The organism is Acetobacter fabarum (assembly GCF_022483405.1).
Classification (GTDB): Bacteria; Pseudomonadota; Alphaproteobacteria; order Acetobacterales; family Acetobacteraceae; genus Acetobacter; species Acetobacter fabarum.
The window spans coordinates 2713755-2728981 of sequence record NZ_JAKVNI010000001.1 but is presented as its reverse complement, the minus strand read 5'-3'; the positions used below and the strand labels follow the sequence as shown (position 1 = coordinate 2728981).

The window sequence follows — 15227 nt, the reverse complement described above, 5'->3', positions numbered from 1 at the left end:
TTTTATGTGTCGGGAGGTGGGTACATGTCTTTCCTCTGAGGGCATGATATGATCAAAGACCATCTGGTTCGGGTGCAAAATAAGAACGTAAATGAAAGGACCAGTCCGAGTGGAAGAGAATATTCCCTGCACGGCGGAGACAGCTGTCTCTGATCGCTACCTTGATCAAGTGCAGCGTGCGCAACGCGACCCGGAGGCTTTCTGGCTGTCGCAGGCGCGCAGACTGGTCTGGCATAAAGCGCCCTCCCATGCCTCCCGCTCCGACTTTAACGGCGATGTCCGCATAGACTGGTACGGCGATGGCCAGCTTAACGTGGCCGAAAACTGCCTTGACCGCCACGTTCTGACCCAGCCTGACAAAGCCGCCCTGATCTGGGAAGGACAGGAAGATGGGCAGAAACTGGTCCTGACCTACCGCGAACTGCATGCGCAGGTCTGCCGTCTTGCCAATACGCTGCGCAGGCTGGGCGTTGGCAAGGGCGACCGCGTTGCCATTCACCTGCCCATGGTGGCCGAGGGTGTGGTGTCCATGCTGGCCTGTGCACGCATTGGTGCAATCCATGTAGTGCTGTTTGGCGGTTTTTCGGCCGAAGGGCTGGCTGAACGGCTTATGGATAGCGGCGCTGCTGTGGTGATTACCGCAGATGTGGCGCGGCGTGGGGCCAAGTCCATTCCCAGCAAGGTGACCATGGACGAGGCCCTGCTGGCCTGCGGTGCAGCCTGCACCGTGCGCCATGTGCTGGTGGTGCCTGTTACGGGTACGGAAGTGCCCATGCAGCCCGGCCGCGATCTGTCCTACACTGCGGAAGTGGCGATGGAGATCCCGGATTGCCCGCCAGAGGTCATGGATGCCTGTGATCCGCTCTTTCTTATGTACACCTCGGGCAGTACGGGGCGGCCCAAGGGCGTTGTGCACGGCACAGGGGGGTATCTGGTCTGGGCGTCCTATACGCATGAGGTGGTTTTTGCCGCCCAGCCGAACGATGTGTTCTGGTGCACGGCAGATACAAGCTGGATTACCGGGCACACCTATGTTGTTTACGGCCCGCTGTGTAACGGCGCGACAATCCTGATTTATGAGGGCCTGCCCTCATGGCCGCAGCCGGGCCGGTGGTGGGATGTGATTGACCGCAATAACGTAAGCGTTTTTTACACATCTCCCACCGTGGTGCGTGCTGCCATGCGGGAAGATGCGGATGTGGTGCGTAGCCGCTCCCTGTCCAGCCTGCGCGTACTGGGCACGGTGGGCGAACCGATCAGCCCCGAGGCATGGCAATGGTTCCATGATGAGGTCGGCAAGGCATGCTGCCCCGTGGTGGACACATGGTGGCAGACCGAAACCGGGGGGGTCATGCTCACCGCCAGTGCCGGACAGGTGCCGGGCCGGCCGGGGGCCGCAGGGCTGCCGTTGCCGGGGGTAAACGCTGTTCTGGTGGATGCACAGACCCAGACAGAGGTTGAAGGTGCCGGGGATGGCCTTTTGTGCATGGCCCGCTCATGGCCCGGTCAGGCCATGACCTTGTGGCGGGACCACGAGCGTTTCCGCCAGACTTATTTTACCACCTGCCCGGGGCGTTATTTTTCAGGTGATGGCGCACGGCGTGAGGCAGACGGATACTTCTGGATCACGGGCCGTGTGGATGATGTGGTCAATGTCTCTGGCCACCGGATTGGCACGGCAGAAATTGAAGACGCCGTGGCAACCGATGCCGAAGTGGTGGAAAGTGCCGCCGTTGGCGTTCCCCATGACCTGAAGGGGCAGGGGCTGGTTGTGTTTGTTGTCCCCCGCACCGAAGGCAGCCTGAACCCCGCCGCCGTACGCCGCGCCATTGCCGATGGGGTCGGGCGCTATGCGGTGCCGGAGCAGATTTACGTTGTGCGGGACCTGCCCAAAACCCGCTCAGGTAAAATTGTCCGCCGCCTGCTGCGCAAAATTGCTTCGCATGATCTGAATAATCTGGGCGATCTTTCCACCCTGTCCGACCCGGATATTGTGGAAGAAATTATTGCCCAGGTTGCCGGGCAGGCGGGCTAGGGCATTCGGTCCGTGGCGTGTGAGGGGGCCCTTACGCGCCACGGGGTTGCTCTGGCTTATCCCCGATCAATACAAAACGGGGCACGCCCTGAACTGTCTGGAGCCACATGTCCAGCGGGCGCACCCAGTAGGTCCCCTGTGAATCGCACCGGTAAGTGACCAGCCATTCTTCCGTCTCGCTGTGGCGGCCTACGCATAGAAGCGTGTACAATCCCCCCTTATAATGGCGGTAGAGGCCGGGCTTTGGGTGCCGGGGCTGTTCTGGCGTGGTATTTTGGCTTGTCTGCTCGGACATGCTTGGGCTCTACTCCACAAAGGGACTATTCTGGTCTGGTAAAACAAGGAATGTGCGCTTGAGGCATCGTGTAGGGTTGTATTGTGTGTTGGCAGGGTTGTCTGCCCTGCCGTGCGGTGTTTTTGGCGCAGCACAGGTGCTGGGTGCGCCCCAAACCCGTCAAGGGTCGTTTACCCACGGCAGAACAGACCCCGTGGCCCTGACCGATCAGCGCGGCAGCGCACTGGACAGTGCCGCGCGTGAGCTGAACGCGGATGACCTTGCCGCCGCCGCCCGCCATAATGACAAACCACTTGTGCTTGTGGGCTCTGCCCCCCTGTCTGCCAATGGTGCGAATATGGCGCTGTTTGTGCAGGTGCAGGCAGCCAGCCTGTGCGGGTCTGCCGGCTGTTCGACAGATGTGTATGTCAAACGCAACGGGGCATGGACCAAGGTGCTGGATTCCGTAAGTGGCCCTATTGAGCTACTGCCCACAACGCATGGGGGCCTGCGCGATATTCAGGTCGATGGCTCGGACCGCTGGGTGTGGAAGAACAACACCTACGTGGATACGCTAGCGGCACCGGACGTGCCGGGGCTGAAGGCTTCGGTAGAGGAGCATCAGGCGCATATGGGCCAGCAGCCCGCAGGCCGCCTGTAACCCCATGGCACAAGATGAAGGCAGCATCCGGCTGACCGTAATCAAGACCGGGGCCACAATCGGGCTTACGGCCCTTCTGGTTTTTCTGCTGCGCTGGGTGCTGAGTGTTCTGCCCCGGTTTGATGCCATGACCGGCGGACACACCGGGGGGGATGTTCTGCGTTTTCTGGCCTCCAACGGTCAGGCGCAGGCCCAGCGGACAGTTGCGGTTGTCATGATCGTGCTGTGTTTTGTGTTTGCTGTGCTGCTGGTGCATGGCATTGAGCGCCTGCTCCGCCGCAGGCGGGCCAGCCGCTAGGTCGGTGGCGGCACGGGCTGGTGTTACGGCCAGCCCGGCTTTTGCACGCTCAGGTTATGGTGGTGGGGAGGGGGGATACGTCTTTGTCGGCTGCCTCCTGTGACCAGAAGAATGTCAGCTCGTGCTTGTTATGCGCCAGATGGGCGAGTGCCCCGCCGGGTATGGCTTCAAAGGCGGCTACGGTTTCATGGTCTGTTTCACCCTGAAACTTGACTGTCAGCACAATGTTCTTGGTCTGCCCCGAATCAATCCATGCTCGGGTCAGGCGCAGCAGGCGCTGGGGGTAGGCAATAATGTCGGAAAAAACCCAGTCCGTGGCGGGGAGCTGTTTTGGGTCCAGCCCAAATGCGCTGGCCTGCTGAAAGCTTACGCCCGGCATGGCCTCAACCGATGGGGCAAGCGGCGCGCGGTCAAACGCGGTTACCTGTGCGCCAAGGCTTGCCAGTGCCCATGTCCACCCACCCGGAGTGGCACCCAGATCATAACACCGCTCACCCGCAGCGGGCCAGCGGCCCAGCCGGGTGCAGGCCTCCCAGAGCTTTAGGTAGGCGCGGGAGGGTGGGTCTGTCCGGTTTTCCACAAACTCCGGTGCGCCATGGACAAACGGACTGGTTTTTGTGGCCGAGAACAGCAGGGACGAAGTGTCCAGCAAGGTCCATGCCCCAAGCGGGCTGGTCGGTGCCGGGGTGGGGAAAATCAAGGGTGCAGCTTTGACCGGCGGCAGTTTTTGCACAATCAGCCCGGAGCGGCGGAAGTTGTCCACCGCATACAGGCTCCAGTTGCGCTGGATGGCGCGCAACGTGTCTGACGCATTGCGGATGGAGGTAATGCTGGCGCGTTGCGGGGCTATCCATATATCCAGCGCCCAGGGGGAGTAGAGTGCTTTGTGGGTGGAAAGGGCAAGCATGCCATGCCACGCCACAACTTCTACCCCACGGAGCAGCAGGTCTTCTTGCAGAACGTGTTTAAGCCCGTCTGCTGCCAGCCATGCACCCTGTATGGAGGTGCTCATGACCGGCGGACCCAGCCTGCGGCCAGCACCAGCCACGAAAGAATGAGCATGCCGCCGCCAATGGGGGCAATGTGGCTGCCATGGTGGCCGGTAAAGGCCGTATTATACACGCCGCCACAGAACATGAGCGTACCTGCCAGCACCCCCCAGCCCCCGGCAATGAGAATACGGTTGGTACGTTCGGCCAGCCCAAGCCCCAGAGCCAGCAGGGCTATGCCCTGCCACATCTGCATATCCATGGCGCTGCGTGCCATAATCCGCCCGCCCTCGGCAAAATGCGCATCGGGTAGGTGTGCGGTCAGGGCCCCCATAACGGTGCCTGTGGCAATAAGGAGCGCACCACAGATCCGCCATAGACGTGTCATAAAAGATCCGGTCAACATAAAGGGTTGTATAGGCGTGTCTGTGGCAAACGGAAATAGCGCTGCATGGCCAACCCTCAATTTTAGTCTTTGCAACGCCGGGTAAGGTGGTGCGTTTTGTGCGGATAAGAAATAAAGCCAGTGTTCGGGAGCCTGAGGTATGAGCATACGGATTGATAAAATTGTAACCCGTGGCGGGGATGGCGGGCAGACATCACTCGGCGATGGGTCACGCGTTACCAAGGATGACGTCCGTATAGAGGTGCTGGGAACACTGGATGAGATTAATGCGCTGGTTGGTCTGGTGCAGGCTCACACACCAGCGGGGGACAGCATTGCCCAGCAGTTAACGGCAGTGCAGAATCTGCTGTTTGATATGGGGGCGGATGTCTGCCTACCCGAAGATGGTCCCATGGCCGAGCGCGCCCATCGGGTGGAAGAAGCCGCCCTGCTGGTGCTTGAGCGCAGGATAGAGGAACTGCGGGCTCGCCAGTCCCCCCTTAACGGGTTTGTGCTGCCCGGTGGTTCCGTGCCCGCGGCAATGGCGCACATGACCCGCACACAGGTACGCAGGGCCGAGCGGCGTATGGTGGCTCTGTCGCGTGCAGAACGGGTTAACCCTGTTTTGCTGAAAATACTGAACAGATTATCCGATTACTTTTTTGTACTGGCCCGTCACTTCAATCATGACGGACAGACGGATGTTGTGTGGCAACCCGTGCCCAAAGGTGAAAAATAGCGCCACGCCGTACAACCCCTTGGAAAAAGAGGGGGCATATGGTAAGGACAACCCCAGCAGACATTGCCCTCTGTGGTAATGTGCAAAATACCCTGCTGCCGGTGCTGCGGCCATATCTCTGTTTTTATCAAACCATCGGGTCAAGGCCACAGGTGCATTGCATCTGTTCTGCCCGGGCGCATAAAAACACAATTGGTTTTCTGGCAGCTTTTAAACAGTCCATAAAATATCTGAAACGTGACATCTGAATTCATGAATACATCATCTTTTCTCTCCGCCCCCGTAGTGGACAGGGATCATGAGGAAGGGCTTGAAGAAGCGTCCATGCGCAATGCGCTTGAACGTATTGGGCATTCCGCCCGCCCCCGCTCATCTGCCGCTCCGCAACCCCGCCCCGCGGCCGAAAGCGCCAATAACAAGCGCCGCCGCTTTGTGCGTGATGGTGAGGTGCAGGTGGAAAAACACTCCCTCGCACGCACAACGCCGCGTACTGTTGCCGCTCCACGGATTGCAGGAACCTCCCGCGCCGTACATTTTAACGAAGAAGACAGCAGCGAACTTTCCCGCCTGCGCCGCCAGCTGGCGGAAGAAAAACTGCGTGCAGAAGAAAGTGATCGCCAGTTGGCCGACATGCAGGCGGCCCAGCGCGGGTTGACCACACGCATCGGCCATGCGGACGCCCTGATTGCCGAGCAGAAAAACAAACTGGCCGAACGGGAAGCCGAACTGGCCCTTGCCGGGCGCGAAATTCGTGCCGGTCGCCGCCAGATGGAAGAACAGGAGGCCGAAATAGCCGCCCTGCGCCGCCAGCTGGACGCCAAACCCCGTGGCCGCCCCCGCAAGGAACCTGAAGTGGTTGAAGCAGAGGTCAGGGTGGAAGAGCCCCAGCCCGTTAAATGGTGGAAGGATTAATCCCTGACCTTGCGCCAAGGGGTTCCCCACCATGAAAAATAATACCGCCACACCTGCTCTGGCTCTGCTGGTTCTGGACGTGGCTCTGGGCGTGGCCTGTGTTGTGCTGCCCCCTGTTGTTATGGGCTTTGTCGGCCTGCTGCGCGATGTGTTTGGCGTGCTTGTGCTGCCATTCAGCTTTCTGTTCGGGCTGGCAGGCTGGTCGTCTGACATGTCCTCCCTTTCCAGTGTGCATGATGGCCTGTTGCCGCAGGCTACAAGCCACCCGCTTTATGCTGTTATGGCGGCTGCGGCACTGGGGGTTGGGGGCGTATGTTCGGTTCTGGCCTGCAACACACCGCAAGGGGCCAGAGTTGAGCGGGCTGCGGCCCCTATACTCACGGGCCTTGCAATGATCATGGTGGGGTTTGACCCCGGCCTGATTGTTCTGCCCGCTTTTATTTTACAAATACTGTGCTTTTGGTATCCAACACTGTCTTTTTCTTCACGGGGGCAATAAAGCCCTTAGTCCGTGTGGGGCAGCGTTTGTGCCTGCATGGGTTGCAGGCCCGTGCCGGAATGGACCGAAGGCGTGGGCTTTAGCATGCCCCCGGTCCTGTAACGGATTATGCCTGGGCGGGGGGTAAAACCTTGCCGGGGTTCATAAGGTCCTGCGGGTCCAGTGCCGCTTTAATCCGGCGCATGGTTTGCAGTTCCGCACCCCCACGCCAGGATGGCATCATGTAGGTTTTAAGCTGGCCGACCCCATGTTCGGCCGAGAAAGACCCGCCCAGCTTACGCACGATTTCGGCCACCGTATCCATCATGGCGTGGTCCTGCGCCAAAAATGCTGCGGGGTCCGCACCCTCGGGCTGCACCAGATTAAAGTGGATGTTGCCGTCGCCAATATGGCCAAAGGGCGCAACTCGAATACCCGGAATAAGGGCTTCGCAGGCTTTGGTGGCCGCTTCAATAAACTCCGGTATGGCTGCCAGTGGAACGGAGACATCGTTCTTGACCGATGCCCCTGCACGTTTTTGTGCCTCGGCATGTTCTTCGCGGATCATCCACAGGCTCTGGCGCTGGCTTTCGCTTTCAGCCAGAACGGCGTCTGTTACCAGCCCGTCTTCCAGTGCGCTACCCAGTACATCTTCCATCAGGCTGCGCAGGCTGTCATCGGCGCGGGGGCTGGCCAGTTCCATCAGCACATAGGCCGGGGCCGGGGCTTCCAGCGGCAGGGCGGCACCATCAATCAGTGCATTGACCAACGCCATGGACGTGCCGGACATGAACTCGAACGCATTAATGGCGGAGGGGTCCTGCTTGCGGAAGGCCGCAAACAGGTTGAGTGCGCCCTGTGGGTTTTCCACTGCGCAAAGTGCCGTCTCGCGCGAGCGCGGGGCAGGCTGAAGCTGGATGACCGCCTGCGTAATAATGCCCAGAGTGCCTTCCGAACCAACCAGAAGCTGGCGCAGCGCATACCCTGTGTTGTCCTTGCGGAGCTTGCGCATCAGGTTGAGCACATTGCCATCGGGCAGCACGGCCTGTAGCCCCAGAGCCAGCTCGCGGGCATTGCCGTAGCGCACCGTGTTGTTGCCACCTGCATTGGTGGCCAGAATCCCGCCAATATCAGCCGACCCTTCGGACGAGATGGAAAGCGGGAGCAATAGCCCCTGAGCACTTGCCGCATCCTGTGCTGCTTTAAGGGTAACCCCTGCATCCACCGTCATGGTCAGGTCCGCATGGTCAATCGTGTGGATCTGGTTCATGCGGGTGGTGGAAATAACAACAGCCCGCCCGCTCGAATCCGGGGTTGCGCCCCCGACCATGCTGGTATTGCCCCCCTGTGGCACCATGGGCACATTGTGTGCGTGGCACAGGGCCACGGCTTTTGCACACTCCTCCGTGTTGGCCGGGCGTAGCACTGCGGCACAATGGCCGTGGTAGAGGGCGCGCCAGTCCACACAGAACGCCTCTGTATCCGCCGGGTTGGTCAGAACACCCGAAGGGCCAAGGATCTGCACCAGCGCATCATGTAAGGACGGGGGGAGGGGCGTTTGTGGCATGGCTCTGGTTTTCCCTGCAAAAGCACAAAAAGACAAAATTGAACGCGCGGTCGGGCGACCCGTTAGTAAAGATAATGGCTGTTGTCGGCCATGGTATGGGCCGGTGGTGGCGCAGGCCACAGGACATGCACGGCCTGAGACCCCGCAACCCCCACCAGCATGCCAACCAGCAGGCTAATGGCAATGGTGAGTGGCTTCTGGGTGCGTTTGGTGGCCTGAAGTGTTGCCAGATGGGTCTGGAGTTCCGCGCGGGATTTCTGGGTCAGGTAGAGTTCGGATTTAAGTGTTTCGTTCTGGGAATAGGCAACGCGCAGGTTGCGGTCCAGCCGGGTAATGCTGTCGGCCATTTCGCGCAGCTGCACGCGGTACTGGTCCGGCATGTCGGTTGTTTTGGCCTTGCTGGCAGAGGCCCGCGTGCCAGTCTGGCGGGTTGTGCTTTTGGCCTTGGATGGATTGACCGCAATGGTCTGGAACAGGTTTTTGAGCGCTCCCCCGGTTGTGCTGTTCTTGCGGGCACGGTTGCGCAGGGCCTGTAGGGCCGTGTCCGACTGGCCGGGGTTGTCTTCAAGCACAAGTGCCAGAATGTCCGACAGGATTTTGAGTTCCTTGGGATCAATCTCGGTCATGGTGCCATGTCTTCTGTTCCGTCCTGCGGACGGGGGGCTGCCGCGCGGTTCAGGCGGTCCTGTACGGCACGGCCCAGACCGTGCTGGGGTATGGGCTGCACGGCAATGCGGCGCAACCCAAGGGTTTGCCCTTCGCGGTCCAGTGTGCGCAGGCCGGTAAACAGCCTTGCCGCGGCTTCTTCCAGGTTCCCGGCAGCACTCAGGTTCCATACCAGCGGGGCAAGGGTGGGGCGGGTGGCGCCAAATGCCAGCAGGGCTTCGTCCGGCTGGGCCTGCAAGGCGTTCAGCCGCACAGGCAGGTGCGGCGCGTAATGCGAGACCATGCGGCCGGGGGAATGTGGGGCCACATCACTTGTGGTTTGCGGCAGGCTTATGTGCGGGCAGATGGCAACAAGCTCTTCCAGCGTTATGCCACCGGGGCGCAGCAGGGTGGGGGTGTTCGGGTCTGTCAGGTCCACCACGGTACTTTCCACCCCCACGGTGCAGGGGCCACTGTCCAGCACGGCGTCTATCCGGCCGTCCAGTTCCTCCAGCACATGGGCTGCGTCCACGGGGCTGATGCGGCCGGAGCGGTTGGCCGAAGGAGCAGCTATGGGGCGGTCCGCCTGTTCCAGCAGTGCAAGGGCTGTGGCATTGGCGGGTACGCGCACGGCAAGGCTGGCAAGGCCATCTGCCGCCAGATCGCTAATGCTTGCCCCCGGTGCGCGGGGGAGAATGAGTGTAAGTGGCCCCGGCCAGAACGCCTGCGCCAGCCTGTGGGCCATGGCATTGGGGACCACCTGCGTAAACGCCGCCTGTGCATTGGCAAAATGGCTGATCAGCGGGTTAAAGCGCGGGCGGTTCTTGGCTTCAAAAATCCGGGCGACCGCCTGCGGCTGGCTGGCATCTGCCCCAAGGCCGTAAACGGTTTCCGTGCCAAAGGCCACAAGGCCGCCAGCCCGCAGAATGCTGGCAGCAGTGGCAATGCCGCTTTGGGTGGCATCCAGACGTCTGGTCATGGTGTTCTCATGGCAACAGGGCGCAATCCGTAGGCCGATCAGTGAGGCTGCAATGTTTTGGCAACAGGAGACCCCTGCGTAAAGGGGCTACGGTTGGCCTGCCCTGTTTATAGCGCTCCGGTACAGACAAAGGGAGGGTTTTTCCAGCCTGTTTTGCCATAAACAAGGGGGGAACCATCCAGGAGCGTAATCTGGCCGCCCGCGGCTTCCACAATGGCCTGCGGGGCGGCTGTGTCCCACTCCATGGTGGGGCCGAGGCGGGGGTACAGATCAACCAGCCCTTCTGCCACGCGGGCAAACTTTACGGCTGACCCGATATTGCCCAGATGCGCAATTTTTTTGCCATTCAGGTATTCGGCCAGACGGGTGTCATCCGCATGATGGCGGGATGCCAGAACGCTCAGTCCCTCAGCAGGAGCCGTGCGGACATGAATGGCCTGTAGCCCGTTTTTGTCCAGCCGGTGCGCGCCCAGACCCACGCCCCCCGTGTAAAGCTGGTGGTAGGCTGGCAGGGCCATGGCCCCCAGTGCGGCATGGCCATTGCGCACAAGGCCGATATTGACGGTAAAATCGTCCCGCCCTGCGGCAAACTCCCGCGTGCCGTCCAGCGGGTCCACCAGCCAGTAGGCCGGGGTGGCATAGGCTTGCAGGCCTGCGGCAACTTCTTCTTCCGCAATAACGGGAATATCGGGTGTGGCCGCGCGCAGCCCGCGCAGAATATGGGCCTCTGCCGCGTGGTCCGCCTCCGTTACGGGGGAGGAGTCGGTTTTGGTCACGGTCTCAAAACCCCGCGCGCGGATGGTGCGGATGATTTCGGCGGCTTCGTTGGCCAGTCTGGCGGCAAGGGCCAGCAGGTCTGTATCTGCAAGGGTGCTCATGAGCCTAGCATACGCCAGCTTGGGGCCGCCGTCATGCCCTGTGGTGGGGTGTTGGTGTTTATCGTGCAATCGGGGCGTGGGGGCGGCTCTGGCTATTGCCAAGACAGGGTGGGGGACTTAGGCAGAATAGATGTGGTTTTCAGGGAGATTGGTCAAATCATGCTACAGATTTCATTTTCCACCCAGGTAGAGTCCACGGCAGGCGCGCTGGCCATTCTGGTGCCCGAAGGGGATGCGCACCCAACTGTTTTTCAGAACTTTGATGCCGCAACGCAGGGCGCTCTCAGCCGTGCGGCCAAGGCGGAGGGGTTTAAGGGCAAGGACGGCACAAGCTGTGTTGTGCTGGCACCATCGGACAGTTTTGAACGCATTGTGCTGGTCGGCATTGGCAAAGCTGGTGATGTGGACGCATGGGTGGCGGAAAAGGCTGGCGGGCTTGCGGCCTCCCTGCTTGCGCGTGCGCCAAAAGCGGCTGTGGCTGTAGGCGATCTTTCTGGCGCGCTGGCTGCCCATGTGGCTTTGGGTGCCGTGCTGGGTGCCTACCATTTTGGCCTCTACCAGACCAAAAAAGAAGACGACAAAAAACACCAGCTGGCTGAACTGTCCGTGCTGGGCGCGCATGTGGGTGCGGCGGAGGAGCTCTGGCCGTCCCTGCAGGCCGTTGCCCGCGGCGTTGTGCTGACGCGTGACCTGGTGAGCGAACCGGCCAATGTGCTCAATCCGGTCGAGTTTGCCGAGCGCGCCACAACCCTGCGTGCGCATGGGCTGGAGGTAGAGGTGCTTGACGTTGCCGCCATGACCGAGCTGGGCTTTGGGGCTCTGCTGGGTGTGGCGCAGGGGAGTGCTAACGAGCCGCGTACAGTGGTCATGCGCTGGAATGGCGGCAAGGAAGGGGACGCCCCCGTAGCTTTTATTGGCAAGGGTGTGACCTTTGACTCGGGTGGTATTTCCATCAAGCCCGCCGCCGGCATGGAAGACATGAAGTGGGATATGGCCGGTGCCGCAACGGTCACCGGGCTTATGGCCTCGCTTGCACTGCGCAAGGCTCCGGTTAATGCCGTGGGTGTTGTGGGGCTGGTGGAAAACATGGTGTCCGGCACGGCCCAGCGTCCGGGGGATGTGGTGCGCAGCGCCTCTGGCCAGACAATTGAGGTGCTCAATACCGATGCCGAGGGCCGTCTGGTTCTGGCCGATGTGCTGTGGTACGCGCGGGACCGGTTTGCTCCGCGCCTTATGGTGGACCTTGCAACCCTGACCGGGGCGATCATTGTGGGGCTTGGCCACGAATACGCGGGCCTGTTCTCCAATGATGATGATCTGGCCGTAGGGCTGGCTGATGCCGGTGCCTTTACGGGCGAAAAGCTGTGGCGCATGCCTTTGGGCAAGGAATACGATGCCCTGCTGAAGTCCGATATTGCGGATATGCAGAACATTAGCGGTGGCCGGGCTGGTGGTTCCATTACCGCAGCACAGTTCCTCAAGCGCTTTGTGGGTGAAACCCCTTGGGCGCATCTGGATATTGCCGGGGTTGCCTGGGCCAGCAAGGCCAAAAACGGTCAGCCCAAAGGGGCAACCGGCTTTGGTGTGCGCCTGCTTGACCGCTTTGTGCGTAACGGGTTTGAGCAGGGCTGAGCATTTCTGCTTCCGCCTGCCCGGTTATACGGGCAGGCGGGTTTTTAGCGGGCGCGCTTCCAGCCCTTATCTTCCTGCCGCCAGTATGCAAGGTCATGTCCCGCCTTGTGGGCCTGTGCCCAGCGTGCACGGGCGGCGGTAACTGCACTTTCGTCATGCCCGTCAAACAGGTCGAATATCCGCTCAAAGCGGGCCGGGTCCGCGCAGTGCCGGTTTTGCGTTAAAAACAGAAAACGCGCCTCGTTCGGGCAGTCATCCCCAGTGCTCAGCCATATGGGTTGCAGGTCGGGGCAGGCTATGCCCGTACTGCCATGGGGCAGCCAGCGCGGGGTGGCAATCTGCCAGAGCGTTTTGTCCAGTTCATCCAGCGCGGGTTTGTCCGTGCACCACACAACCGCTTTTTGCCCACTGTCCAGCGTGCGGGTCAGCAGCATGGGCAAGGCTTCTGTCAGGCTGGTGCGGGTCAGGTGGTAAAAGCCGATCTGGGTCATATATCCACTATAACAGTCTTGCCGTGGGGCGGAACAGAGCATGGTCCTGCGCTGTTTTATGCTGCCTGATGGCCCGAGGATACAAGGAGAAACCTGCAATGGTCCAAACCATAACCCTGCCAGATGGCACAATCCTGCCCGCACTGGGGGTCGGAACATGGAATATGGGCGACACCCCTGCCCGCAGGGAGGAGGAGATAGCAAGCCTGCGTTATGCGGTGGAGCAGGGCATACAGGTTGTGGATACGGCGGAAATGTACGGCAATGGCCGGTCGGAAAAACTGGTGGGGGAGGCCATAGCCCCGATGCGTGAACAGATTTTTCTGGTCAGCAAGGTGCTGCCGAGCAATGCTTCCGCCCAAGGGGTTGCGCAAAGCTGCCGCCGTTCGCTCAGGCATCTGGGTACAGACAGGCTGGACCTGTACCTCCTGCACTGGCGCGGCAGCGTGCCACTGGCCGAAACCGTGGAGGCCTTCCGCACCCTCCAGCGCGAAGGGCTGATCCGCTACTGGGGTGTTTCCAACTTTGATACTGACGATATGCGCGACCTTGAAGGCTGCTCCCGGCCCGGGGAGTGCGCGGCCAATCAGGTGCTGTACAGTCTGGAACACCGGGGCGTGGAGTATGACCTGCTACAGGCGGACAGGCAGCGCAGGGTTGTGACCATGGCTTATTCCCCCATAGGGCAGGGGGGGGCGCTGCTGGCCCATCCTGCGCTGGCGCGGGTGGCGGCGCGGCATACAACATCGCTTGGTGCGGCAACGCCTGCGCAGGTTGCACTGGCCTGGGTGCTGCGCCAGCCCAATGTGCTTGCCATTCCCAAAGCAGGCAGCCCTGCGCATATGCGCCTTAACGTAGCTGCGGCGGAACTCAGGCTGGTGCTGCAGGATCTGGCGGAACTGGATGCTGCCTTTGCGCCCCCAGCCAGTAAGGAGCCACTGGTCATGATCTGATGGTCAGGGCCAGTTCTGCGCTACACGGCCAGATGGCGGGTTTAATGGAACCCGCCATCCTCTGATAAAGGGCGCAGGCCGACATGGATGGTCAGCGTTTGCGGGTGGGCGTTACGCATGATGGCCAAGGCCGCCTCGCTCCCCGGTTTGGCGGCAGCGATGGCACGGATCATGGCGCGGGCGGTATCCACATGCTCCCCGTTGAGCATGGTAATAACATCGCCTTTGCGGAGCCCGCCATGCGCTGCGGGGCTGTTGCGGTCCACCTCGGTAACCTTGGCGCCATTGTGGGTCAGAACATCATCCAGCGTTGCACCCAGCCAACCACGGTCTATATGCCCGGTCTGGCGCAGGGTTTCCACAATGGGAATCACAATTTCGGACGGAATGGAAAACCCGAGCCCCACAGATCCTCCGGTGGGGGAAACAATGGCGGTGTTGAGTGCCACAACCTGTCCGGCAAGGTTAAAGGTCGGGCCACCGGAATTGCCGGGGTTTATGGGCGCATCAAGCTGCAAAAAGTCATCAAACGGGCTGCTTCCTATATCGCGCCCACGGGCGGAGACTATGCCAGCCGTTACGGAGGAACCCAGACCAAACGGGTTGCCCGCTGCCATAATCCAGTCCCCTACCTGTACCTGTCGGCTATCTCCCCATTCCACATAGGGCAGGGCCTCGGGGCTGGTAATTTTGATAACGGCAATATCTGTCAGCGGGTCCATGCCCACCAGCGTTGCCGTAAACTCCTTACCGCTGACGAGTGAGACGGTAATGGTGTCCGCATCTTCCACCACATGGCCGTTGGTTACGATAAAACCGCTGGGGTCGATCAAAAAGCCGGACCCGGCCTCCAGCAGTTCATCCCCATGGTGGCGCATGCGTTCGCGGTAACGCCGCTCCAATGGTGTGCCTTTAACGGAGGAGGGGAGCTTGTGGTGGCTGTCTGCGGCAAAATCATCCCGTGTGACGGCAATATTGACCACGGCAGGCACAACCTTGCGCACAAGCGGGGCAAAGCTGACTGGGCCAGAGGTTACAAGGGGTGTGGCAGGCGCAAAGGAAGGCAGCGTGCCAGCGCGGGCTTCTCCGGTGCTCAGGAGCGGTGTGCAGCACAGATAGGCCACGGCCACACAGGGCAGGCCTTGCAACAGTCTGTTCATAAGGTGCGGTGCCATGGAGCCAAGCATATGAACTTTAGGCCATGTTTGGCGCAGTTGCGCAACCATGCTGCTGACCCGAACCCTTTTTTCCTGTTCTTTTTCACATCGCGGGGGCGCAGAGGCGGGTGCAATGCCGCCCCCTGCGGGTTAC

17 protein-coding genes are annotated in these 15227 nt (G+C 60.8%); 8 read left to right on the top strand and 9 right to left on the bottom strand.

All coding sequences use genetic code 11. From position 1 onward, the window contains the following. Window positions 1–91 precede the first annotated feature (91 nt). Entirely contained in the window at window positions 92–2035 is a 1944-nt protein-coding gene (gene acs, locus LKE65_RS12700; protein WP_095349074.1) for an acetate--CoA ligase, read from the top strand. A gap of 31 nt (window positions 2036–2066) precedes the next feature. Here acs and LKE65_RS12695 read toward each other — a convergent pair whose 3' ends face one another. Then, window positions 2067–2330, bottom strand: a complete 264-nt coding sequence (locus LKE65_RS12695) for a DUF1653 domain-containing protein (RefSeq protein WP_278741596.1) — start codon at window positions 2328–2330, stop codon at window positions 2067–2069. Between the two features lie 136 nt (window positions 2331–2466). Here LKE65_RS12695 and LKE65_RS12690 point away from each other — a divergent pair, with 136 nt between their 5' ends. Both LKE65_RS12690 and LKE65_RS12685 read left to right on the top strand, forming a co-directional pair. Further along, window positions 2467–2970, top strand: a complete 504-nt coding sequence (locus LKE65_RS12690) for a hypothetical protein (RefSeq protein ID WP_341461213.1) — start codon at window positions 2467–2469, stop codon at window positions 2968–2970. A gap of 4 nt (window positions 2971–2974) precedes the next feature. Further along, a complete protein-coding gene (locus LKE65_RS12685) occupies window positions 2975–3268 on the top strand; it encodes a hypothetical protein (protein WP_278741593.1) in 294 nt (97 codons plus the stop codon). Between the two features lie 49 nt (window positions 3269–3317). Here the strand turns inward: LKE65_RS12685 and LKE65_RS12680 are convergent, their stop codons facing one another. Next, window positions 3318–4280 (bottom strand): SAM-dependent methyltransferase, encoded by a 963-nt coding sequence (locus tag LKE65_RS12680; RefSeq protein WP_278741592.1) that lies wholly within the window; start codon window positions 4278–4280, stop codon window positions 3318–3320. After that, window positions 4277–4645: a DUF423 domain-containing protein gene (locus LKE65_RS12675; protein ID WP_242005686.1), complete on the bottom strand. Its 369-nt coding sequence runs from the start codon at window positions 4643–4645 to the stop codon at window positions 4277–4279. Before LKE65_RS12675 ends, LKE65_RS12680 begins: the two co-directional genes overlap by 4 nt. Window positions 4646–4802: 157 nt before the next feature. Between LKE65_RS12675 and LKE65_RS12670 the strand changes: the two genes are divergently transcribed. From LKE65_RS12670 to LKE65_RS12660, 3 genes are all read left to right on the top strand, one after another. Further along, the gene (locus tag LKE65_RS12670; RefSeq protein ID WP_086645245.1) at window positions 4803–5381 is read left to right on the top strand and encodes a cob(I)yrinic acid a,c-diamide adenosyltransferase; all 579 of its coding nucleotides are present in this window, start codon (window positions 4803–4805) and stop codon (window positions 5379–5381) included. A gap of 252 nt (window positions 5382–5633) precedes the next feature. Then, entirely contained in the window at window positions 5634–6293 is a 660-nt protein-coding gene (locus LKE65_RS12665) for a hypothetical protein (protein WP_095349068.1), read from the top strand. Between the two features lie 31 nt (window positions 6294–6324). Further along, window positions 6325–6792, top strand: a complete 468-nt coding sequence (locus tag LKE65_RS12660; RefSeq protein ID WP_086645247.1) for a hypothetical protein — start codon at window positions 6325–6327, stop codon at window positions 6790–6792. 106 nt (window positions 6793–6898) lie between these two features. Here the strand turns inward: LKE65_RS12660 and LKE65_RS12655 are convergent, their stop codons facing one another. The 4 genes from LKE65_RS12655 to cysQ form a co-directional block, all read right to left on the bottom strand. Further along, window positions 6899–8338 carry an FAD-binding oxidoreductase gene (locus LKE65_RS12655; RefSeq protein WP_278741589.1) on the bottom strand — a complete coding sequence of 480 codons (1440 nt, stop codon included), beginning with the start codon at window positions 8336–8338 and terminating at the stop codon, window positions 6899–6901. A 62-nt stretch (window positions 8339–8400) separates the two neighbouring features. Beyond that, a complete protein-coding gene (locus LKE65_RS12650) occupies window positions 8401–8964 on the bottom strand; it encodes a hypothetical protein (protein WP_165925125.1) in 564 nt (187 codons plus the stop codon). Next, window positions 8961–9962 (bottom strand): L-threonylcarbamoyladenylate synthase, encoded by a 1002-nt coding sequence (locus tag LKE65_RS12645; protein WP_278741588.1) that lies wholly within the window; start codon window positions 9960–9962, stop codon window positions 8961–8963. Before LKE65_RS12645 ends, LKE65_RS12650 begins: the two co-directional genes overlap by 4 nt. Before the next feature lie 107 nt (window positions 9963–10069). Beyond that, a complete protein-coding gene (gene cysQ / locus LKE65_RS12640) occupies window positions 10070–10840 on the bottom strand; it encodes a 3'(2'),5'-bisphosphate nucleotidase CysQ (protein ID WP_086645251.1) in 771 nt (256 codons plus the stop codon). A 159-nt stretch (window positions 10841–10999) separates the two neighbouring features. Here cysQ and LKE65_RS12635 point away from each other — a divergent pair, with 159 nt between their 5' ends. Then, a complete protein-coding gene (locus LKE65_RS12635; RefSeq protein WP_086645252.1) occupies window positions 11000–12472 on the top strand; it encodes a leucyl aminopeptidase in 1473 nt (490 codons plus the stop codon). Window positions 12473–12516: 44 nt separating this feature from the next. Here the strand turns inward: LKE65_RS12635 and LKE65_RS12630 are convergent, their stop codons facing one another. After that, window positions 12517–12963, bottom strand: coding sequence for a DNA polymerase III subunit chi (locus LKE65_RS12630; RefSeq protein ID WP_278741586.1), 447 nt, complete (start codon window positions 12961–12963; stop codon window positions 12517–12519). A 98-nt stretch (window positions 12964–13061) separates the two neighbouring features. Here LKE65_RS12630 and LKE65_RS12625 point away from each other — a divergent pair, with 98 nt between their 5' ends. After that, the gene (locus tag LKE65_RS12625) at window positions 13062–13916 is read left to right on the top strand and encodes an aldo/keto reductase (protein WP_278741585.1); all 855 of its coding nucleotides are present in this window, start codon (window positions 13062–13064) and stop codon (window positions 13914–13916) included. A gap of 41 nt (window positions 13917–13957) precedes the next feature. Here the strand turns inward: LKE65_RS12625 and LKE65_RS12620 are convergent, their stop codons facing one another. Then, window positions 13958–15076, bottom strand: coding sequence for a S1C family serine protease (locus LKE65_RS12620; protein ID WP_086645383.1), 1119 nt, complete (start codon window positions 15074–15076; stop codon window positions 13958–13960). Between the last annotated feature and the right edge of the window lie 151 nt (window positions 15077–15227).